This window comes from Psychrobacter sp. (genome assembly GCF_018260395.1).
Taxonomy (GTDB): Bacteria; Pseudomonadota; Gammaproteobacteria; order Pseudomonadales; family Moraxellaceae; genus Psychrobacter.
Genome location: NZ_JAGLBC010000005.1, coordinates 19,872 through 41,345, shown reverse-complemented (window position 1 = coordinate 41,345; position 21,474 = coordinate 19,872). Strand labels below are relative to the sequence as shown.

General features: G+C 40.0%; 18 protein-coding genes and 1 pseudogene. 10 read left to right on the top strand and 9 right to left on the bottom strand.

Translation table 11 applies throughout. The features are described from left to right. Nucleotide 1: 1 nt before the first annotated feature. Together QZ265_RS01105 and cmoA are read right to left on the bottom strand one after the other, a co-directional pair. Entirely contained in the window at nucleotides 2-568 is a 567-nt protein-coding gene (locus QZ265_RS01105) for a bifunctional adenosylcobinamide kinase/adenosylcobinamide-phosphate guanylyltransferase (RefSeq protein WP_296402516.1), read from the bottom strand. A gap of 116 nt (nucleotides 569-684) precedes the next feature. Continuing rightward, nucleotides 685-1,461, bottom strand: coding sequence for a carboxy-S-adenosyl-L-methionine synthase CmoA (gene cmoA / locus QZ265_RS01100; RefSeq protein WP_296402539.1), 777 nt, complete (start codon nucleotides 1,459-1,461; stop codon nucleotides 685-687). Nucleotides 1,462-1,632: 171 nt separating this feature from the next. Here cmoA and msrA point away from each other — a divergent pair, with 171 nt between their 5' ends. The 4 genes from msrA (at nucleotide 1,633) to QZ265_RS01080 (ending at nucleotide 5,802) form a co-directional block, all read left to right on the top strand. Further along, entirely contained in the window at nucleotides 1,633-2,163 is a 531-nt protein-coding gene (gene msrA, locus QZ265_RS01095; protein WP_296402514.1) for a peptide-methionine (S)-S-oxide reductase MsrA, read from the top strand. A 287-nt stretch (nucleotides 2,164-2,450) separates the two neighbouring features. Continuing rightward, nucleotides 2,451-3,167 carry a thiopurine S-methyltransferase gene (locus QZ265_RS01090; RefSeq protein WP_296402513.1) on the top strand — a complete coding sequence of 239 codons (717 nt, stop codon included), beginning with the start codon at nucleotides 2,451-2,453 and terminating at the stop codon, nucleotides 3,165-3,167. An 87-nt stretch (nucleotides 3,168-3,254) separates the two neighbouring features. After that, on the top strand, nucleotides 3,255-4,163 hold the full coding sequence (locus QZ265_RS01085; RefSeq protein WP_296402511.1) for a D-hexose-6-phosphate mutarotase: 909 nt from the start codon (nucleotides 3,255-3,257) through the stop codon (nucleotides 4,161-4,163). A 229-nt stretch (nucleotides 4,164-4,392) separates the two neighbouring features. After that, nucleotides 4,393-5,802 carry a lytic murein transglycosylase gene (locus tag QZ265_RS01080; RefSeq protein ID WP_296402509.1) on the top strand — a complete coding sequence of 470 codons (1,410 nt, stop codon included), beginning with the start codon at nucleotides 4,393-4,395 and terminating at the stop codon, nucleotides 5,800-5,802. 141 nt (nucleotides 5,803-5,943) lie between these two features. Here QZ265_RS01080 and QZ265_RS01075 read toward each other — a convergent pair whose 3' ends face one another. The 3 genes from QZ265_RS01075 to QZ265_RS01065 form a co-directional block, all read right to left on the bottom strand. Further along, nucleotides 5,944-6,240 carry a hypothetical protein gene (locus tag QZ265_RS01075; protein WP_296402508.1) on the bottom strand — a complete coding sequence of 99 codons (297 nt, stop codon included), beginning with the start codon at nucleotides 6,238-6,240 and terminating at the stop codon, nucleotides 5,944-5,946. 287 nt (nucleotides 6,241-6,527) lie between these two features. Beyond that, nucleotides 6,528-7,610 carry a glutamate racemase gene (murI, locus tag QZ265_RS01070; protein WP_296402506.1) on the bottom strand — a complete coding sequence of 361 codons (1,083 nt, stop codon included), beginning with the start codon at nucleotides 7,608-7,610 and terminating at the stop codon, nucleotides 6,528-6,530. A gap of 136 nt (nucleotides 7,611-7,746) precedes the next feature. Next, entirely contained in the window at nucleotides 7,747-8,352 is a 606-nt protein-coding gene (locus QZ265_RS01065) for a DUF1285 domain-containing protein (protein ID WP_296402504.1), read from the bottom strand. A 325-nt stretch (nucleotides 8,353-8,677) separates the two neighbouring features. On the opposite strand from QZ265_RS01065, the gene QZ265_RS01060 reads away from it, so the two are divergent. Beyond that, complete coding sequence (locus tag QZ265_RS01060) at nucleotides 8,678-10,345, top strand: electron transfer flavoprotein-ubiquinone oxidoreductase (RefSeq protein WP_296402503.1); 1,668 nt, start codon at nucleotides 8,678-8,680, stop codon at nucleotides 10,343-10,345. 184 nt (nucleotides 10,346-10,529) lie between these two features. Here QZ265_RS01060 and QZ265_RS01055 read toward each other — a convergent pair whose 3' ends face one another. Then, nucleotides 10,530-12,038 carry a sodium:alanine symporter family protein gene (locus QZ265_RS01055; RefSeq protein ID WP_296402502.1) on the bottom strand — a complete coding sequence of 503 codons (1,509 nt, stop codon included), beginning with the start codon at nucleotides 12,036-12,038 and terminating at the stop codon, nucleotides 10,530-10,532. Nucleotides 12,039-12,568: 530 nt separating this feature from the next. Here QZ265_RS01055 and QZ265_RS01050 point away from each other — a divergent pair. From QZ265_RS01050 to QZ265_RS01035, 3 genes and pseudogenes are all read left to right on the top strand, one after another. Continuing rightward, nucleotides 12,569-12,829 carry a DUF4212 domain-containing protein gene (locus QZ265_RS01050; protein WP_028859092.1) on the top strand — a complete coding sequence of 87 codons (261 nt, stop codon included), beginning with the start codon at nucleotides 12,569-12,571 and terminating at the stop codon, nucleotides 12,827-12,829. Nucleotides 12,830-12,832: 3 nt separating this feature from the next. Then, a pseudogene (locus QZ265_RS01040) lies at nucleotides 12,833-14,702 on the top strand (sodium:solute symporter family protein). A 165-nt stretch (nucleotides 14,703-14,867) separates the two neighbouring features. Continuing rightward, nucleotides 14,868-15,410: a hypothetical protein gene (locus QZ265_RS01035; RefSeq protein WP_296402499.1), complete on the top strand. Its 543-nt coding sequence runs from the start codon at nucleotides 14,868-14,870 to the stop codon at nucleotides 15,408-15,410. Between the two features lie 15 nt (nucleotides 15,411-15,425). Here the strand turns inward: QZ265_RS01035 and QZ265_RS01030 are convergent, their stop codons facing one another. Then, the gene (locus QZ265_RS01030) at nucleotides 15,426-15,845 is read right to left on the bottom strand and encodes a ComEA family DNA-binding protein (protein ID WP_296402498.1); all 420 of its coding nucleotides are present in this window, start codon (nucleotides 15,843-15,845) and stop codon (nucleotides 15,426-15,428) included. Next, nucleotides 15,838-16,638, bottom strand: coding sequence for a nucleoside triphosphate pyrophosphohydrolase (gene mazG, locus QZ265_RS01025; RefSeq protein WP_296402537.1), 801 nt, complete (start codon nucleotides 16,636-16,638; stop codon nucleotides 15,838-15,840). The genes QZ265_RS01030 and mazG overlap by 8 nt, the downstream gene beginning before the upstream one ends. 293 nt (nucleotides 16,639-16,931) lie before the next feature. Here mazG and QZ265_RS01020 point away from each other — a divergent pair, with 293 nt between their 5' ends. Together QZ265_RS01020 and QZ265_RS01015 are read left to right on the top strand one after the other, a co-directional pair. Then, nucleotides 16,932-18,200 carry a nucleotide sugar dehydrogenase gene (locus QZ265_RS01020; RefSeq protein ID WP_296402497.1) on the top strand — a complete coding sequence of 423 codons (1,269 nt, stop codon included), beginning with the start codon at nucleotides 16,932-16,934 and terminating at the stop codon, nucleotides 18,198-18,200. A 124-nt stretch (nucleotides 18,201-18,324) separates the two neighbouring features. Next, nucleotides 18,325-19,785, top strand: coding sequence for a phosphomannomutase CpsG (locus tag QZ265_RS01015; RefSeq protein WP_296402496.1), 1,461 nt, complete (start codon nucleotides 18,325-18,327; stop codon nucleotides 19,783-19,785). A 296-nt stretch (nucleotides 19,786-20,081) separates the two neighbouring features. Here the strand turns inward: QZ265_RS01015 and QZ265_RS01010 are convergent, their stop codons facing one another. After that, entirely contained in the window at nucleotides 20,082-21,413 is a 1,332-nt protein-coding gene (locus tag QZ265_RS01010; protein WP_296402495.1) for a UDP-glucose/GDP-mannose dehydrogenase family protein, read from the bottom strand. Nucleotides 21,414-21,474: the final 61 nt, after the last annotated feature.

Genomic DNA, 21,474 nt, shown 5'->3' with positions numbered 1-21,474 from the left:
TTCACTTCAAAGTTACCGGTAAACCCGAAACCACCAAAGTCGCTTTATCAGCCAAGTGTGCCAGATACTGATTCACCCAGCCTTGAAGTGATACAAATTTGCGTCCTTCTGGAGTACTGGCGTGCAAACTCATACCGATTTCATTGGAAATAATAAACACTGTGGCGTTGTATTGATTGGCAAAAGTTACAAGCTCATCGATTTCTTGCTTAGCGAGTATCAGGCACTTATCAATGGCATAGTCATAATCCATAACATAATTGGTGAGCCACAGGGTAACGCAGTCTACAACAATAGTTGGTGATTTAAAGGACTGTTCTGAATCAAGGATTTGATGATTAAAATGGGGCTGTAAAGCATCTGTTAACTTCAAATCCGCTTCTATAGTTGTCCACTGACGCTTTGATTGCACCCTGTCGTCAATATGACGCTCAACTCGCTCAGCAAAACTAATGTCTAAAACCCGAGCAGTCGCTAGATAATAAGGAGATTCACTGATTTTTTCAGCCAAGTGTTGTGCAAAACTGCTTTTACCAGAGCGCTCTCCGCCGGTTATGTAATGAATCAAACGATAGTCCTATTGAGATTGTAAGTAAAAGATAGAGTGTTTCTATCTGCCTCAAATCATGTGCTGCTTAAAACTTTATTACTCAACTAAGCTACTACATTATTAAAAATAAACTACTACTTAAAAGCCACAACAGACGCAAAGTTTAAAAACTGGAACCAAGTCAAACTGCGACTAAAACCCACTTGTTTTAAGCGTTGATGATGCAACTCTAAGGTATCAGTAATGAGCACATTTTCTAAAGCATTGCGCTTACCACTAATCTCAAGCTCGCTATAACCATTGGCACGTTTGAAATCATAATAGCGCTCAATCAGCCAAGCATCATCTTGCTCATCACCAGTGTGATTTTTTTCGGTCAATATCAAAATACCACCATCACTTAGCGCGTTATAAATGTTCTGTAATACTTGAATGCGATCGGCAGGCGGCAAGAACTGCAAAGTAAGATTTAATATCACCATATCGCAAGGCTCAATCTTAAATCCGCGAATGTCAGCAGTAATGACTTCGATATCATGATCTGGGTAATTCTCTTTGAGTAGATCTTCAGCTTTTTGGGTCATCGCAGGCGAGATATCTACCGCTTTTATTTGTAGCTCGTCAGGCGCAAACCCTCCTGTCTCATTCAGTAGTGCCATAGTCGCACCGCCCAATGAGGTGCCTAAATCATATACTCGGCTAACCCGTTGTCCATCATCATTTACTTGGCCAAACTTACAGTGACGCTTGGCAAATATGGAAAGCATTGCTAACATCTGACCATAACCTGGGACGCTACGACGAATCATATCGGGAAAGCAAGCTACCACTTGCTCATCAAATGAAAAGCGAGCTGCCTTGTCTAAGGGCGTCGTAAATACGTTATCATAAACCACATTATCTTTAGCCATATTTTCGCTATCAATGGCATGGCGCTTAACGTCGTCATTTACTGTATTAGACATATCGAGTCTCTTATTCAATTTTGAACACGCTGTATTATATCATTACTGTTTTTAACTTATCGTCTGTTTGTATTTTGGTAGAATTAAGACCAAGCTAATTCATAATAAGGATAAATTATGCAAACGATTATTTTAGGTGGCGGTTGTTTTTGGTGTACTGAGTCTGTTTTCCAGTCGGTTAAAGGTGTGCAAAAAGTCACTTCGGGCTATATGGGCGGAGAAGATGCCAACTTGGCGAATTATAAAGATGTCTGCTCGGGTACAACTGGTCATGTAGAGGTGGTGCGAGTAGACTTCGATGAGTCGGTGGTGCCTTTAGAGGTTATCTTAGATATTTTCTTTGCCACTCATGATCCTACCACTCGTGACCGTCAAGGCAATGATGTCGGCAGTCAATACCGATCTGTGGTTTTTTATACCGATGAAGAAAAACAAAAACCGACTATAGATCGAGTTATTGGTAAGCTGCGAGATGAAATGGGTCTAAATATTGTCACTGAAGTACATCCTGTACACGAGTTCCATGTGGCAGAAGACTACCATCAAGATTACTTCAATAAGAACCCAACGCAGGGGTATTGCCAAGCCGTTATCCCACCAAAACTTAGTAAATTACGTAAAGAGTTTAAGCAATATCTTCAAAGCTAAACTATGTTTTTTTGCATTGGCTTAGGTTTAATAGTAATGACTAACTATTTACGACTAGATATTCATGACAAAATACTAATGACTGAATGCTAATGACTAAATATAAACTATTAAGTTAAAAATTATTTAACACTAGATAATGGCTACCCGATAAGGTAGCCATTGTTTTATACTAATATCCAAATTGTTTATTCACTACTAAATTGGTTATTCACTACTAAATATGTTGTTCACTAGCAAGAGCTAAGCAATCTATTAAATCATCACAATAATGGCAGAATCACCACATGAATCCCAACTTCTGGCAAGATAAATGGCAAAGCAAACAAATAGGGTTCAATCAATCGGAGCCAAATTCACTACTCAAATCGCACTTCACCAAGCTTAATGCCCCTGCTGGCAGTACCGTTTGTGTGCCATTGTGCGGCAAAAGTATTGATATGGTTTGGCTAGCAGAGCAAGGTTATGATGTTGTGGGCGTTGAACTTGTTGAGCAAGCGGTGGTTGAATTTTTTGCTGAGAATCAAATAACGCCTACCATTCATTCCCACTCTACTAATCCCAAACTTAAGTTCTACAAGGGAAGCTATGGTGATAATCATAAATCTCAAACCATTATCATTTGGGTCGGTGATATCTTTGAGCTAACCGCTGAGGATATTGGGCAGATTGCTGCTATCTATGATCGTGCGGCGCTAGTTGCTTTGCCTGATGACGGTGATGACGCTTTAGGCAACCATTCGCTACGAGTACGTTATACCCAGCATTTAATGGCATTAACTAGATATGCTGACCAGTTATTGTTAACCTTTGGTTTGGATGATGAATTTGAAGATAAATACGATAAAATATCTGGTCCGCCCTTTTTTATTACCAAGGCCAAGATACATTCGTATTATGCAGATAGCTATATCATCGACATAGTGGAAGAACAGCAAGCACCATCCCTGTCTACAAAAGGTAGACCTTTTTTAAATATCGCTTGGGTTTTAAAGCATTTATAGCGGTATGGTGTAATATAAAAAGCCCATAAACTTATTTATAATTAAATGAACAACCATAACCTAAGTATTCAATACAAAGGAACCAACTTGTTACCGACTATAGCTTATAGCAAAATTGATGAACTCGATGCCGTCACCATTACTTCAGCTGATTATCGTGCTACTGTATTATTGCAAGGCGCCCAGCTGATACATTTCTCTACACGTATGAACGATGATCATAATAACTGGCTTTGGGTTAGCGAAAAAGCTGAGTATAAAACTGGGGAATCCGTACGCGGTGGTATTCCTATCTGCTGGCCGGTCTTTGGGCAATTTAGCGCCAATCCAGAAGCGGTTCAAGAAAGTTTTAAAGACTGTAAACTTGATCTAAAGCAACATGGTTTCGCCCGTACGCAGAATTTTAATATGGTTATGTTTAACCCGCTTCACGTGGATCATCAGCTACAACACTATGCTAGCTTAACTTTACAGTTGCCAGAATTAAAGGATTTTCATCCTAAGCTAAGTTTACAAGTAAAATTCCTATTTAATGCCGATCATTTTCATATTAGTTTGATTACGACCAATCACAGCAAGCAAACCATAAACTTCTCTCAAGCACTACACACCTACTTACCCGCAATAGACATTACGCAAAGTTATATCTATGGTCTTAGTAAAGTGCCTTATACTGATACTTTAGATAAATGGGAAACCAAGACCCAACAAGGCAATGTAACCTTTAGTGAGGGTGTTGATCGTATTTATCATGGCGCTCCAAATATTACTTTAAACACGCCAGCGCAAACTTACCATTTACAAGCCAAGGGTAGTAACAGCACTGTGGTTTGGAACCCTTGGATTGAGAAAGCAAAACAGGTCTCACAATTTGCTGCTGATGACTATCAGCGTATGCTTTGTATTGAGACGGCTAATGCGCATTTGGACAGTGTTACTTTGGAGGCGGGTGAGAGTCACGAGCTTAGGTTAACAATGTGTGTTCTTCCTTTTTAAATTAGAATTATCTTAACCAATCCCTTTTTTGACGTCTTGATATGGTAACCAAATCTATTCATACCTTTTATTTATTCTTTATTTTGGTTACCCTGACATAACATTTAAAGTTAGCGATTTTTTGATAGCTTTGTAAAAAAGGCATCTTGATTTATATTTTTGAATATATAGCTTATATCCTCTTTCACTTCTAACACTATAAAAATTTATCATATTAAGGATTAATCTTATGCTGCATACTCGTATAGTGGCTGCTTTAACCAGTGTTATTGGCCTATCTTTGGCAGCTACCAGTGCTCAAGCTGCTGCAGAAGCCCCTTACTTATCTAACTCTCAGTTTCAACAATGCCTAGATGGCCTAAAGAACTCTAGTACCTTTCGCGGTGTAAACAGCTCTACTTTTGAGCAATATCGTCCTAGCGAGCCTGATTCGAGTGTTATCTCCTCATTAAACTATCAACCAGAATTCCAAAAAGATGTGTGGGATTACTTATCATCACTAGTTGATAAAGAGCGTGTTGAAGATGGTATCCGTGCCAAACATGAAATGGCAGATACCCTACGCCGCATTGAATCCCGTTATGGGGTAAAAGCCGAGCACGTTTTAGGAGTCTGGGGTGTAGAGTCGAACTTCGGTCAGACGCTAGGTAAAAAAGACTTATTTCAGTCGCTGGCAACCTTGTCTTGCTTTGACCGCCGTCAATCTTATTTTCGTGGTGAATATGCCAATGCCCTAAAAATTGTGCAAAACGGTGATATTGCTGCCAGTGACATGAAAGGCTCTTGGGCGGGCGCCTTTGGTCAAACTCAATTTATGCCCGGTACATTCTTAGACTTAGCGGTTGACTTCGATGGTGATGGTCGCCGTGACTTGGTAAACAGTAAACCTGATGCCCTAGCCTCAACCGCCAATTTCTTAGCCAAACGTGGATATCGCAGTGGTGAGCCATGGGGTTATGAAGTAAAGATTCCATCAGGATATTGGGGTTCAAATAGCCGTACAGACAAAAAACCAATGAGCTATTGGCGTGATAAGGGCTTTACTCTAGCTGACGGTCGTCCTATTCCGTATGATTTAAGCAGTGCAGGTCTATTATTACCAGCAGGTTTAAAAGGTCCTGCATTCCTAGTGGGTAAAAACTTCGATACTTTCTACTCTTATAATGCGTCAGAGAACTATGCTTTGGCCATTGCGCATCTATCAGATTTGATCGAAAAAGAGAACAGCTCTAATACTGACTTTATCACTGCTTGGCCGACTGATGATCCAGGCATAAGCCGTCAACAAGCCAAAGACATTCAGCAAGGTCTAATCAACGCCGGTTATGATATTGGTGAAGTAGACGGTATCATTGGTGACAATACCCGAAAGGCCATTCAACAATACCAAACCAGTAAAGGTATGTTCCCAGCCGATGGCCGTGCAGGTCAGAAGTTTTATCGCTTAATTAATAGCAATCAAGGAGCTTCTTCACAGTCTAGTTATCCGCAATACAACCAAACTAGAATTCAGCAAGGTGTTGCGTCCACTACTAATACCGACAGTATTGGCCGTCTTATTAAACAACAAGATGGCGCGGGCAAAGTAATTTTAAAAGATGGTAGCCTTCGTATTATTCGTACTGATACAGGTAAATAGCTCACAGCTCTGTACATTCCTTAAAATCAAAAAAGCCACTCAATCATCTAATTGGGTGGCTTTTGTTTGAGACTGTTATTTTGAGACTATAATTAGAAAATTTTTTAACAGATAATGATTTAATGGTTATGATAAATGATGTTAAACAATAGGAGGTGGATTTGGCTTACCATTCTCGCCGTCCCACTCTTCTTTAGCTTTTGGATCTAAGTCTTCAGGAGTTTTATGCTCCCACTTACCATTTTCTTTCCAAGTCTCATTACCCCAATCGTCTTCTTTTTGATCATCCCATTCTTTATATGATTTACTAGGATCGATGCCACGACGCTTCATGTCTGCCACTTGCTCCTCCAAAGTATGAGGCTTTTCGGCATCGTGCATAGAGTCTTCTAAGTGGTTGATTTCTTCTTTTAATTTATCATTATTTGGATTAGACATATCATTTTCCTCAGACCACTCTGGTCATAAATTTATATTTATAGCTACTAACTTAACATTTAATTCTATATTTAAGAGTTAGTTTTTGTTCAACAATTGATTATTGCAGACCTAAATTCTACTGTAAGCTTCTGAGTTAAACAAACAAAACTCGTATCTATTATATTAACAAGGCATGCTTTTGGTAACATAATCCACAAAGTTTGAATAATGCTTAGTTCGAATTTGAATAAGGCTTAGTTTGAAATAGTCAAAGCTGGAACAATACCTAGAGTGTTATAAGTGGTTTAAAGAGATTTACGAAAAATTAGGCGTTGTACCATTCGCGATACCTCTGCTAAGTTCGCTTTCGGGTCAGAGACAAAAAAAGACAACCCAGCGTGTAGGGGAGTTAAATTTTCATCATTTTTACAGGCTTTAATAGTATGATCTATGTCTTGAGTTTCATTTTGTATTTGGAGTAGATCTTGATATGGGTTTAAGCTTGGAGTTTTATTCTCAATAGTATCCAAGGCGATGCTCTGAATAAGTGCAGAGCTTTTGGAATGATTAGGATTGAAAGAATAAGTAGGGTTATAAGCAGAAGTATATCCAACATATAAGTCATTTTTGGAACCATTGGTAAGCTTCGAGGATACCAAAGACTTTGACTGCGTTAATAAAGCTTTAACTCTAGCGGCAATTGCAGCTCCTGAGTCGAGTACTTTAATGTCTAAGTTCTCATTGGCTACCTCAGCTAGCACAAAGTCTCTAAAGAAAGGGTAATGAGTACAGCCTAGAACTAAATGATCAACTTTTTGCTCATAAAAATGCTTTAACTGTGCCTTTAACTGCTTGGGTGTTTCACAGTCTAGTGGCATACCCGCTTCTACCCAAGGCACAAGATTGGGATTAAACCATTTGACTACATTAACTTGAGCAGGATAGGCATAATCTTTGATAACTGTGTTTAATAACTCGCCATCTAAAGTAGCTTTAGTGGCTAAAACCGCCACGCTTTTACTATTACTGCTTAAGACTGCTGGCTTTAAGGCAGGCACTAAACCCACTATCGGAACATTGGGGTACTTTTGACGAGCCAATTGTAGACCATAAGCTGAAGCACTGTTGCAAGCTATAACAACCAACTTACAACCTGAAGCAACTAACCAATCCACTGCCAATAAAGTTAAATCTTTTATTTCTGTACTTGATCTAGACCCATAAGGGACATTTAGAGTATCGGCATAATAAAGATAACTTTCATTTGGCATCTGCTGTTTAAGGTGTAAGTAGACCGACAAGCCACCTACACCAGAGTCAAAAATACCAATGGGAGCAGGGTCAGAAGAGCTAAAATTAATAGATTGTGTGTTCACAGCGGTTGTCATGACCTATATATTGCTACCTTTGTAGAACATCATAACCAGCCCAATCAGACAACTACGCTAGCTTAATGCTAGTTTAATTGGTAATCATTGGGTTGATTGAGGTTAACTTGTTTTATTCAGGATAATTAATTAAAGACTAGTTTGCAACAGTAACTGAATAAGCTTTACCGCCACTATGTAGTGTCAAAGTCGTATTATCCCCATCTTCGGTCAAGTCGCCAAGTTTTATGAGATGCATTAAAACATTACGAGAGATAAGACCCAACATGCCGAAGCGTACTTCTATATAAGGTCGCTGCTCACCTTGATAATCTCGCATCTCAAGCGGATGCTCATCATCTAAATACACCACATCACCAGTACTGCTAATAAATTCAATTTGCTGCGCACCTTGGTTCTTAATAATATTTACTTCAGTCATTAAAAAAGGCACATCTTCAACACGAATGCGTAATTTTTCAACCGGCGTTTTTAAAAAATACTGTGGTTCATTATCAGTCCCCTCTCGCCAAAGCACGGTTGAAAAGAGATCTACCAAGGATTGACGAGTCACCTTGCTGCCCTCATGCCACCACTCACCATTGGCTTTGATAACCATATCCATATCAGCTTCACGTTCAGGATTCCACTTATCTAAAGGCGGAATTGAACGACCACGGCGATCGCTGCTTTCTTTTTTTATAAATTCTGATAATGAATCTAAACTGTTAGAGACTGTTGGTTGATGTTCTGAATATTGCATTTTATTTTATTCCTCTAATTATTTTCGCTAACATTAAGTTAAAACAATAAGTAAGCTTACTTTATCACGAGTGAGTCACAATTCGTGTCGTCTTTATCCAACTTTTATTTTATAATGGGTAACTAACTGCAACCCTTTTTTTATATTTCCGCCAGCTCCTGACATAAAGACCTGTTTTTTATGTCTAATTGTTGTCGCATATTATACAATTGGGTATATTGACAGATATTCAAATTAATGTTTGCTAGCGATTAAATTAATAGTGCTCATACCTGCCATTAATGTATGGTGTTGGTGTGATTAAGCCAGCTATAAGGAGTTTCAAATGCAAGATGAACAAATAGAACGTGAGTCAATGGATTTCGATGTTGTTATTGTTGGAGGAGGCCCTTCTGGTCTTTCAGCAGCCATTCGTCTGCGTCAACTTGCTCTAGAAGCTGGTAACGACGAGTTTATGGTTTGTGTGGTAGAAAAAGGCTCTGAATTTGGGGCTCATATTTTATCTGGTGCAGTTATTGAACCTCGCGCCCTAAATGAGCTTATTCCTGATTGGAAAGAAAAAGGCGCCCCTTTAAATGTCCCTGCGACTGAAGATAGAATTTATTATTTAAATTCAGCAACGCGTTCAACCAATGTACCTAATGCACTTGTACCTACCCCAATGCACAATGAAGGCAACTACATAGTCTCATTAGGTAATGTGGTGCGCTGGTTGGCTGAGCAAGCTGAAGAGCTTGAAGTCATGATGTTCCCAGGCTTCCCTGCTTCTGATATTATATATAACGATGATGGATCAGTTCGCGGTGTCCTAACTGGTGATATGGGTGTGGCGTCTGATGGCTCACATAAATCAGGTTTTGAGCCAGGCTATGAATTAAATGCTAAATACACAATCTTTGCCGAAGGTTGCCGTGGACATTTAGGTAAGCGTTTAATTAGCCGCTTTGGCTTAGATAAAGACAGCGATCCACAACATTACGGTATTGGTATTAAAGAGCTATGGGACATTGACCCAAGCAAGCATGAGCCAGGTGTGGTTATGCATGGTTTAGGTTGGCCATTAACCGAGACAGGGTCTACTGGTGGCTGGTGGTTATACCATGATGAAAATAACCAGGTTAGCTTTGGTATGGTTATTGACTTAGCGTATCACAACCCTTATGTGTCTCCATTTGATGAAATGCAGCGCCTAAAGACGCATCCTGTTATAAGACAAGTATTAGAAGGCGGTAAGCGCTTATCTTATGGTGCTCGTGCATTAACCAAAGGTGGTTTAAATTCGTTACCAAAATTAACCTTCCCAGGTGGTGTATTGGTAGGTGATGATGCTGGATTCTTGAACCCAGCCAAGATTAAAGGCACCCATACTTCAATGAAGTCTGGTATGTTGGCAGCTGAAGCTATTTTTGAGGCAGTGCAAGCCGGTCGTCAGCACGATGAAGTCGAAAGCTATACCACAATGTATAAACAGTCTTGGTTGTATGAAGATAATTACGAAGTGCGTAACTTCTCACCTGCAATGCACCGCATGGGCATGTTTATGGGTGGCGCATTTACCTTTATCGAGCATAATTTATTAAAAGGTAAAATGCCATTAACTATTCGCGATACTACCCCTGATTATGATAGCCTTGATAAAGCCAGTACGTCTTATAAGCCAGACTATCCTAAGCCAGATGGTAAGTTAACTTTCGATAAATTGTCTTCAGTATTTATCTCTAATACCAACCATGCAGAAGACCAGCCTTGTCATTTGAAGCTTACTGATCCGACAGTACCAGTCACTGTGAACTTACCAATCTACGCAGAGCCTGCACAGCGCTATTGTCCAGCTGGGGTATATGAGATTGTTAAAGATGCAGAAGGCGCTAAGTTCGTTATTAACGCTCAAAACTGTGTGCACTGTAAGACTTGTGATATTAAAGACCCTTCACAAAACATCACTTGGGTAGCTCCTGAAGGTGGTGGCGGTCCTAACTATCCAAATATGTAAGACTATCCAAACATGTAAAACTATCCCAATAGGTAAGACTATCCAAGTCTGTAAAGAATACAGGTAGCTGATCTTAGCTATTTTATTGCTAATAGATAGATAAATGAAAACCCCGTTCAAAATGAACGGGGTTTTTTAGTTATACGCTATAGGTAGAATTTAATAGCTAGTATTTTAAAGCTAGTTAATCTTTCCAAGCGTCACGGTTTGCTTCATCTTTTAATTTTTTGAACCGATCAGGATCAAAAGTGATTTGTTCAAGTGTTTTTCCTTCTTTTACCTGACGCTCATAGTCACGCAGTACTCGTAGCGCTACAGGCGATAAAATAACTATCGCCACCAAGTTGGTTAACGCCATCAGACCCATTGATAGATCGGCGAAGTTCCAAATAGCTGGCAAACTAGCCACAGAACCAATGAACACCATAACCAATACTAAGAAACGAAAAATTATAATCGGCACTTTGGCACTTTTATGACCGGAGATAAACTCTAAGTTTGACTCGCCATAACTATAATTGGCAATAATAGAGGTAAAAGCAAAGAAGAAGATAGCCACGGCCACAAAGTAGATACCCCAGTCACCTACAAACTTCGATAACGCCAACTGAGTCAGTTTAATCCCTTCCTCTTCTACGTTTGGATCGCCAATAACCCCTGACAAAATAATAATAGCAGCAGTGGCAGAACAAATTACCAAAGTATCAATGAAAACCCCTAACATTTGCATAAAGCCTTGAACTGCTGGGTGGTCAGGGTGACTCTTGGCTGTGGCTGCTGCGTTCGGGGCTGATCCCATCCCTGCTTCGTTTGAGAATAAACCACGCTTAATACCATTGATCATTGCTTGAGCAATACCATAGCCTAGAACACCACCTGCTGCTTGCTCGAACCCAAATGCTGACTTAAAAATTAAAGCAATCGCTGCTGGAAACTGAGTAATATTGGTTACGATAATATATAGCGCTAATCCCACGTACAAAATAGCCATGATAGGCACTACCTTACCCGCAACTTTGGCCACTGAGCGTAGTCCTCCAAATACCACAGGCGCTACCAATACTACCAATACCAAGCCAGTTACCCAACTAGGGGTATCAAAGGCTTGGTTCGTAGCTTGTGCGATAGAGTTTGCTTGAACGCCATTAAAGGCTAAACCAAAGGCAACCAATAGGCAAAGCGAGAAGAATATTGCCATCCAGCGTTGACCTAAACCTTTTTCAATATAATATGCAGGACCTCCGCGATATACATTGTCTTCATGCGGCACCTTATAAGCTTGAGCCAGTGTAGATTCAATAAAGCTGGTGGACATACCTAAAATTGCTGTGATCCACATCCAGAATACTGCCCCAGGTCCGCCAATATACACCGCAATGGCTACACCCGCTAAGTTACCAGTACCGACACGAGCAGCCAGAGATGTCATCAAAGCTTCAAAAGAACTAATGCCGCCCTCTTTTCGTCCTTGACCCGAAGATCGTAAAAGGTTCCACATGTGTCCAAAATGGCGAAACTGAATAAAACGAGTCGCCACTGTAAAATACAAACCTGCCCCAATAAGTACAAAAACTAAAAGGCCATACCAAGGATTGTTCATGATTAACCAGGAGTCACTTCCCCAGATTATCCCATTACCCCAATCTACAAACGCATTAAACCCTTCAGTAAAGGCATTCGGTTGCTCAAGCATTGTCATTCTCCTTTTACCCTAACCATTTATAGATAACAAGTCGTAAAGCAGCTTTGACCAAAAGAATAAAATTGGATCTTGATGCGACAAACAACTCAATTAATAGATAGTTAAATCACTAGCTAAATTAATAGCTAAATAAATCAATGAAAATAGGGCTATTTACAATAGGGGCGATTTTTAAAAGCTAAATCATATCTCGATCAATAAAACTGGTATTAAAATAAGTTGGTCATTCTATAAAAATTTAGACTCAATCACAATACCAACTCATCATTAATCTACAGATAATTTATATTTAATGAATTTTAGTTTTACTAATTTATAATGTTAATTTTTTTTAAATTATTTAATTGATATACTAGGTAGACAACTGTAAACTAAAATATCTTAAAGTAACTAACTTGATACAATCTGGTTTATTTTAGGAAGATAAATTAAACAATATTAATATTAATCTTTTTACTGCAGGAAGCAGTTTTCTATAAGGGTTGTAATTTACACCCTCTATGACAAAAGGAGTTTGTCTTATGAATCCCTCGCAAGATTCGTCAGGCTATTGGAAAGCCAATGTCCGTCTGATTCTAATATGTCTTTTTATCTGGGCTTTTTGCTCATATGGTTGTGGTATTTTATTCCGTCCACTATTGGCGGGTATAAAATTCGGTGGCGCTGATTTAGGTTTCTGGTTCGCTCAACAGGGCTCGATAATCACCTTTATTATTCTCATCTTCTTCTACGCTTGGCGTATGAATAAGCTGGATAAACAATACGGCTTAGATGAGGAGTAAGTTATGAGTCAGTTTACAATCAATATTTTATTTGTCGGCGCATCCTTCCTACTCTATTTTGGCATTGCTATTTGGGCAAGAGCAGGATCTACTAAAGAGTTTTATGTCGCCGGCGGTGGGGTTCATCCCGTATTAAATGGCATGGCAACCGGTGCAGACTGGATGAGTGCGGCCTCGTTTATCTCTATGGCAGGTTTATTGGCTGCTGGCGGTTATGGGTGCTTCCACCTATCTAATGGGTTGGACAGGTGGCTACGTCTTATTGGCTATGCTATTGGCGCCTTACTTACGTAAATTTGGTAAGTATACGGTTCCTGACTTTATTGGCGATCGCTTCTATTCAAAGACAGCCGCTTTAGTAGCTGTGGCCTGTTTAATCATTGCTTCGACAACATATGTCATTGGACAAATGACCGGTGCAGGCGTTGCATTCTCACGCTTCTTAGAGGTAGAAAATACTACTGGTCTTATTATTGCTGCATTCGTGGTGTTTTTCTACGCCGTACTGGGCGGTATGAAGGGTATCACTTATACTCAGGTGGCTCAGTATGTGGTTCTGATTATTGCTTATACCATTCCTGCTGTATTCATTTCACTTGAGTTAACGGGTAACCCTATCCCAGGATTGGGCCTGTTTTCAAATCATACTGAATCTGGAATCCCTCTGCTGACTAAACTTGATCAGGTAGTGACTGAGTTGGGTTTTACCGCTTACACAGCTGATGTCCCCAATAAGCTAAATATGGTGCTATTTACCTTATCGCTAATGATTGGTACCGCTGGTCTTCCACACGTTATTATTCGCTTTTTTACTGTACTAAAAGTTGCTGATGCGCGCTGGTCAGCTGGCTGGGCATTAGTATTTATTGCCCTACTATATTTTACCGCGCCAGCTGTTGGTGCTATGGCTCGTTTAAACTTAATTGATACTGTTTATCCTCAAGGGGTTAATGCTCCTGCCATAAATTACAAAGAGCGTCCAAGCTGGATGCAAACTTGGGAAAATACAGGGTTGATTCAGTACAACGATTTAAATGGTGATGGTCGCATTCAAATGTATAACGATAGCGGCTTAGGTTCAGCAAAAGCTGCCTTAGCCACTGCCGAGAAATCAGGCGGTGATGTTGCGGCGGCCACTATCGCTGTTAAAGATGCTGAAATGGCTCATGCCTCGGAGCTAGACGGTAAATTTGCTAAAGCGGGCTTGGCAGGTAACGAGCTTGACGTTAATAATGACATTATGGTCTTGGCCAACCCTGAGATTGCCAATTTACCACCTTGGGTTATTGGTTTAATTGCTGCTGGTGGTTTGGCGGCTGCATTATCTACCGCTGCAGGTTTACTATTGGCCATTTCTTCTGCAATTAGTCATGACTTGGTGAAACGAAACTTCAACCCAGACATTAGCGATAAAGGGGAGCTGATGGTGGCACGTATATCTATGGGTGTTGCCATCGTTATTGCCACCTATCTAGGCATTAATCCGCCTGGTTTTGCAGCTCAAGTTGTGGCTCTTGCCTTTGGTATTGCTGGTGCTTCATTATTCCCAGCGTTAATGATGGGTATTTTTTCAAAACGCATTAATAACTATGGTGCCATTGCTGGTATGTTGGCCGGTCTAATCACTACCTTGGTATACATCTTTATGTACAAAGGTTGGTTGTTTATTCCAGATACCGCTAACTTCCCTGATACTGCTGAGTATTGGTTATTGGGCATTTCACCCTTGTCATTTGGGGTGATTGGAGCGCTCATTAACTTTATCGTAGCCTTCTTAGTCTCTTATGCAACTCAAGCGCCTCCACTGCACATTCAACAGTTGGTGGAAAGTGTTCGCTCCCCACGCGGTGCTGCAGAAGCGATTGATCATTAGTTAACAGACCATCTCCTTAATCTAAACCAAAGCTTGCGAAGTTAGTTGCTACAACTTCGCTAGTCAACAACAACTTGACGTTAAAATGAATAAGTCATGACTGTGGCTTATTCATTTTTATATCAACTAAATTCTTAACGCTCTTTTACATGGAAGTGTTGTCTTATGATTTACGAATTTATTGCCACAGTTACTGCCGGATTTGGGATGGCAGGCATTGCTATGATCTTGCGCCAATTGGCAAAACTTATGGGCCGTAAAGCACCGAAATGGCTTATTCCTATCTTTGCAGGTTTTGGTATGTTAGGTTTTCAAATTCATCAAGAATACCACTGGGATAAACAACAATTACAAACAATACCGGAATCGGTACAGGTGATAAAAAATGTTGAAGGCAGTCTCTGGTATCGCCCGTGGAGTTATATTAAGCCACAAGTAATACGCTTTATGGCATCTGGCGAGGCTAAAACTATTGATAGAGCCATTAGCAGTACCACTGATGATATAAGACTTAGCAATCTCTATCTTTTTGAAAGACGTATCAGTACCAAAGTCATTCCTCAATTGGTAAATTGCACTCATCCTGCCACTACTACATTAACCCAATCAACCTCAGAGGCTAAACTCACTGCTGCTAATTTTAAGCAATTAAGCTGGCATACGTTGGCTATCAATGAACCCTTATATCAAGCGGTTTGTTCGCAATAAACACAGCTTAATAAGTTAATCAACTTTCAGACGCGCTTTATTATTAGCGACGGTCTTCTCGCCAATTCCTTTTACTTTGGCCAATTCCTCTATACGCTTAAACTCTCCAAAAGCCTGACGATATAAGATAATTTGTTGAGCTTTGTTACTACCAATGCCCTTTAAGGTAGTCAATTCAGCTTCAGTCGCTTGATTGATATCTATAATTTTGTTTTTACCCGTTAAATTTGCCTCTTGAGCTTGTTGCTGTTCAACAAGATATCTATATGCTTGATTTGAATCCGCAAAACATTGTTTAGCTAATGCCTGGTTAGTTAGAAGCAGGCTCAACAATAATAGTAATACCTGAATAAATTTCGATAAATAGTCTATCGTACATGTCAGTTTAGTATTAATTCTAAATAGGATAGACTCTAGTCCAAACGTTTTACTCATACTGTTTGGCAAGCTCCCACAAGGTATCCATTTCTTGAAGGGTGCTGGTTTCAGCTGTTTTTCCTTGCTTGGCCAGTTGTTCTTCAATAAAACCAAAGCGACTCCGGAACTTATGCACGCAAGTCAATGTCGCTGCCTCCGCATCAAGATTTAACTTGCGGGCGACATTTACCAAACCAAAAATGCAATCCCCCAGTTCTTTTTCAAGCTCAAGCTTTAACGCCTCATCTAGTTTTTCGTTCTCAAGTTGAAGGTCGCTTGGAAGGATTTGCTTCAACTCAGCAATTTCCTCTTCTAATTTCTCAATCGCATCACTTACCCCATCCCAGTCAAACCCCAATTTACTGGCTGCTTTTTGTAGGCTTTGCGCTTGCATCAAAGCGCTACCCGCCTTTACTTTATCTAAGCTACGCTTTGGTTTGCCTCGACGCTCTCGCTCTGTAGTTTCTATAGCCTTTATGTCATCCCAGCGCTGTTTCACTGCTGCTTCATCGGGCAGTTGTTCTGCCTCGAATACATGCGGGTGGCGACGAATCAGTTTACTTTGCAAAGTAAACACCACATCAGCTAAATCAAATTGATGCTGCTCGGCATAAATTTGACAATGAAAGATGACTTGCAACAGCACATCACCTAACTCACCTTTAATGTCCTCGATATCACCCTCTTGTATTGCTTCAGCTAGCTCATAAGCCTCTTCTATAGCATAGGGAATTAGGCTGTGATTGGTTTGCTTAATGTCCCAAGGACAGTCAGCACGCAGTCGTGCCATCAGCGCTACTAGATCTTCCATGCGCGTTGTAGGCTCAGGTATACCAAGTATTGGTATTGGTGCAATAATTTGTGTATCTTGTTTATCATTTATATCGGTGGTATTTGGCTTACTCTGGTTATTTTGCTTATTATGCATAGCACCTTACTCTCAGTGTTTTAGTTATTCGCTAATATAGCCGTTTTTAATCTGTCATATCAGCAGTGTATCATTTTAGAATTGTAATTATGAGCTCATCAGAATATAGTAAACTGATATATAGTAAACAGATTATACGCAGCCCCAATAATTTTAAAATATATAAGAATAAAGATATGAGCGACTCTGAAAACAACTTAACTACTTCTAACTCACAAATCTTATATGACCAATCCACAACCATTAAATTATCAAAAATCGTGGTCATTGGCGCAGGCTATGTGGGACTATCGAATGCCATTTTGTTGGCTCAAGCTCATTTAAATACCCAAGTGATGCTATTTGATATTGATCAGATTAAGATTAACCAGCTGCAGCAAAATCAATCGCCATTACAAGATTCAGAGATTTGTGACTATTTGGCCAATAGACAACTGAATCTACAAGCCAGCTCTCAAACCCAGATAGACGGCCAAGGTATTTATGAAAAAAGTGACTTGGTTATTATTGCTACCCCAACCAACTATGATGTGGCTTCGGGACAATTTGATACTTCTTCAGTAGAAGCGAGTATCAGCGCGGTTCGGGCTCAAAACAGTCAAGTGCCTATTGTTATCAAGTCTACAATTCCTATTGGCTTTACGGATAGTATGCGTCAGCAATTTGATACTCAAATTTTGTTTATGCCTGAGTTTTTACGTGAAGGCCAGGCTTTATACGATAACCTGCATCCCTCGCGTATCATTGTTGGTGCTACAGAGTCGCAGCAAGTATTGGCACAAGCATTGATGAGACTATATCAGCAAGCAAGTGAGTCAAAAGATGCGCCTACATTGATGATGCCGCCTACTGAAGCTGAAGCTGTGAAGCTCTTTGCCAACAGTTATTTGGCCACTCGTATAGCATTTTTTAACGAGTTAGATAGTTTTGCTGAAAAGCACCAATTAAACAGCCAAGCTATCATCACAGGCGTAGGATTAGATCCGCGTATTGGTCAGCATTACAATAACCCGTCTTTCGGCTACGGAGGCTACTGTCTACCCAAAGATACCCAACAGCTTCAAGCCAACTATGCCGGTATTCCTGCCAATCTAATCCACGCAGTAGTCGATGCCAACAATACTAGAAAGCGCTTTATCGCTCGCCAAATTATTGACAAAAATCCTAGCCAAGTGGGAATTTATCGTCTTAGTATGAAAAAAGACGCTGATAACTTTAGAGATTCGGCAGTACTTGATGTGATACAAACCTTAAAGCAGCATGGTATGAGTATTACCATTTATGAGCCGGCTTTAGTCGAGGATACCTTTGAAGGGTGTCAAGTTATCAATGATCTGCAACAATTTAAGCAAAGTAATGATTTGATTGTTGCCAACCGTTGGCATACCGAACTAGAAGATGTGTCTGATAAGGTTTACTCAAGAGATGTGTTTGGTTATAGTTAATTTTTTAGTTTAAGTTTTTTACTCAAACTTTTAATTTAGATATAACGCATTAAGCTGATTCATAGTTCAGCTCACTATTAAATTAAATCCCTATATTTTATAAATTACTAAAACAAGGCTCAAAATGACTACAACACCTACTGCTACTGATAATTTTGCACATCGTTCTATTACTTCTTTCAAAGCTTACGATATACGTGGTGAATTAGGGGTTAATTTGGATGAAGACATTGCCTACCGTATTGGTCGTGCTTTTGCCGAGATTCTTGCCGGTCAGCGTACCCAAAACCAAGTTAGTGATGGCGTCCAAAATAGCATCGTTATTGGCTGTGACATTCGAGATTCAAGTGAAACCTTAAAGCAGGCTACTATTCGCGGCATTGTCGATGCAGGCGTTGATGTGATAGACCTAGGTATGACGGGTACCGAAGAGGTTTACTTTGCAACTAGTCATTACCAAGCCTTGGGCGGTATTGAAGTTACTGCCAGCCACAACCCTATTAATTACAATGGCTTAAAATTAGTACGTGACCAGTCAAAACCGATAAGTGCGGATTCAGGATTGGCCGATATTCAGGCACTTGCAGAACAAGGCAACTTTGCCGCTATCTCTAACACAGGACAAGTAATAGATAAATTTGATAAAACGGCGTATGTCGACCATCTTATGAGCTTTATTGACACCGATAAACTCACACCATTAAAAGTTGTTATTAATTCAGGAAATGGTAGTGCGGCTCCTACTGTAGATCTAATCGAGCAACGCCTGCAACAAAGTGGTGCGCCTATTGAAATCATTAAAGTGCATCATACGCCAGATGGTAGCTTCCCTAATGGCATCCCTAACCCAATGATTATTGCCAATCGAGAGTCCACCAAACAAACGGTTATTAAAAATAACGCGGATTTAGGCATTGCTTTTGACGGGGATTTTGACCGCTGCTTCTTATTTGATGCCAATGGCGAGTTTGTAGAAGGTAGCTATGTGGTTGGTATGTTGGCTCAGGCGTTTTTGCAAAAGCATGAAGGAGCCGCCATTGTCTATGACCCTCGTGTGATATATAACACTGAAGCCCTTATCGAAGAGGCTGGCGGTAAAGGGGTTATCAGCAAGTCAGGTCACTCTTTTATCAAGCAAGTAATGCGCGAGTCCGGAGCAGTATATGGGGGCGAAATGAGTGCGCATCACTACTTCCGTGATTTCTTTTATTGTGATAGCGGCATGATTCCTTGGTTACTAACCATTGAGCTATTATCCACTTCAGGTAAGTCATTAGGTCAGTTGGTGAATGAACGTATCAGCGCATATCCAAGTTCTGGCGAAATTAACTTTAAGCTAACTGGTCTAAGTAGCGATGAGATTATCACGGGTATTGAAGAATATTTTAAATCGCAGAACCCTAACAAAAACACCTTAGATGGTCTGAGCCTAGATTTTAGTGAATGGCGCTTTAATCTTCGCACCTCTAATACCGAACCTTTAATTCGTCTTAACATAGAAACCAAAGGTGATGAAGCCTTACTAACTAAAAAAATTGAAGAGATTAAACAGTGGTTAGGTCAGCAAGGCGCGCAAGTTGCCTAGTCTAGAGTAGTCGCTTGATTGTGATTGCTTTGTTTGTTGTCAGTTGATTAGTAAGGTGATTAGTTAGTTGATTCATCAGTTATTCAATTGGCAGGCTAGTTTAATAGCCTTACCATCAAATATTTAAAAAACCCGTTAATCATAGAGTCAGATACTTGAATATTGACACAGGCAATTGACTCATGCAGTTCAATCAACTAATTCACTCAAGTACTAAATAGAGATTAACGGGTATATTGCATCTAAACTGATAAAATTTAATAGTAAATGATTCTAAACAATTCTAAACACCATTGCTATTTGCGACGGCCAATACCTTGATAATCTCCTTTTAAAGAGTCTATCTGAGTCTTACTAAAGGCATTTTGAGCATCAAACACCGGCACCACCACTTCATTAATAGCACTAATAGGTAAACGCTTAGTACCTGGCCATGACAACACAAATAAGGCATCGCTATTAGCCAACTGTTCGGTTGAAATTGCGATGAACTTTAACAATGGCTGTTCAGGATATAAGCCTGCCAGCTCGCTTTCGGCTTCTAGGGCATAGACATGGGTGGTGATATTATATGACCATATTAGACGTAATAAAGGATGTATGGCTGCTTCAGAAGTACGGCCCGAACCAGTTTTGTAGCTCGCACCCCAAATAGTGACCTGCTTGTTTTCGATTGCCCCATCAAAATATTGCCAAAACTTACGGAAAATCAGCTCTTTTTGGTCATTATTAATTAGATTTACCGCATGAATAAGATGATGATCAACCTGAGTATTGTCTAATGTCTGTTGTAACGCCTTGATTTCTGCCGGTAAAGTTCGCCCTCCAAAGCCCCAACCAGCTTTAAGATAACTGCTCCCTATTCGTGTATCCAAGCCCATAATATTTGCTACCTCTTGGATGTCGACACCTTTATAATCTGCCAATCTCGACCATTCATTCATAAAGCTGACTCGCGTGGCTAGCATACTCATAATGGCACTACGTGAGAACTCAATGGTAGCAATATCACTGATATAGCTTTGTTGTGCTTGGGCTATCAAGGGCTGTAACACTGCAACTTTATCGATAGAATCTTTGGTCTTCTCACCCATCAACCACAACTTCGGAGACAACATTGAAGGATAGGTGTTGCCATCTTGTAGGAACACAAACGGCACATAATATACCCAAGGACGTTGACAATAAGTGGCAATATCTGAAAATACCCCCAAGGTACTGATACCACTTAAAATCAGCGGTATCTGACTGGGAGTTTGGCTTTCATTCAGATGAACCACCCAACTGGGTTTATTATCTTTGGACTTTTGCCAAGAAGCCGGAAGATCACTATGAAATAACCAGTATAAATTAGCAGACTCTTCACCAAAAACTGCACTTGCTTGTTCGGGGATAGACTCTACAACGATGCTGTGCTGGCTTAAGTACAGTTGCCATAAAGCCTGTTGCTGATATTCAAAGTTGTAATTGGCTAGTGTATTCTCCAGCGCTTGTGAATTGGCATATAAGCTTACTCTATTGCCGAGACTTACCATGACTGTTGCTGTGGTAATGGCATCAATAGAATGACCTACTATGATACAATGATTGCCTACAGCAGAGTTATTGTTCATAGTTTTGGCTGGCATAACCATGAGATTCATCCTTATAGTTTTTTATTGTTTTTATTGTTTTTATCGTTAGGGCTTT

Coding starts and splice junctions, on each gene's coding strand:
- cmoA (WP_296402539.1), bottom strand. CDS start 1,461: ATGGCTAAAGATAATGTGGTTTATGATAACGTATTTACGACGCCCTTA.
- msrA (WP_296402514.1), top strand. CDS start 1,633: ATGCAAACGATTATTTTAGGTGGCGGTTGTTTTTGGTGTACTGAGTCT.
- QZ265_RS01090 (WP_296402513.1), top strand. CDS start 2,451: ATGAATCCCAACTTCTGGCAAGATAAATGGCAAAGCAAACAAATAGGG.
- QZ265_RS01080 (WP_296402509.1), top strand. CDS start 4,393: ATGCTGCATACTCGTATAGTGGCTGCTTTAACCAGTGTTATTGGCCTA.
- QZ265_RS01075 (WP_296402508.1), bottom strand. CDS start 6,240: ATGTCTAATCCAAATAATGATAAATTAAAAGAAGAAATCAACCACTTA.
- murI (WP_296402506.1), bottom strand. CDS start 7,610: ATGACAACCGCTGTGAACACACAATCTATTAATTTTAGCTCTTCTGAC.
- QZ265_RS01065 (WP_296402504.1), bottom strand. CDS start 8,352: ATGCAATATTCAGAACATCAACCAACAGTCTCTAACAGTTTAGATTCA.
- QZ265_RS01060 (WP_296402503.1), top strand. CDS start 8,678: ATGCAAGATGAACAAATAGAACGTGAGTCAATGGATTTCGATGTTGTT.
- QZ265_RS01055 (WP_296402502.1), bottom strand. CDS start 12,038: ATGCTTGAGCAACCGAATGCCTTTACTGAAGGGTTTAATGCGTTTGTA.
- QZ265_RS01050 (WP_028859092.1), top strand. CDS start 12,569: ATGAATCCCTCGCAAGATTCGTCAGGCTATTGGAAAGCCAATGTCCGT.
- QZ265_RS01035 (WP_296402499.1), top strand. CDS start 14,868: ATGATTTACGAATTTATTGCCACAGTTACTGCCGGATTTGGGATGGCA.
- QZ265_RS01030 (WP_296402498.1), bottom strand. CDS start 15,845: ATGAGTAAAACGTTTGGACTAGAGTCTATCCTATTTAGAATTAATACT.
- mazG (WP_296402537.1), bottom strand. CDS start 16,638: ATGGAAGATCTAGTAGCGCTGATGGCACGACTGCGTGCTGACTGTCCT.
- QZ265_RS01020 (WP_296402497.1), top strand. CDS start 16,932: ATGAGCGACTCTGAAAACAACTTAACTACTTCTAACTCACAAATCTTA.
- QZ265_RS01015 (WP_296402496.1), top strand. CDS start 18,325: ATGACTACAACACCTACTGCTACTGATAATTTTGCACATCGTTCTATT.
- QZ265_RS01010 (WP_296402495.1), bottom strand. CDS start 21,413: ATGCCAGCCAAAACTATGAACAATAACTCTGCTGTAGGCAATCATTGT.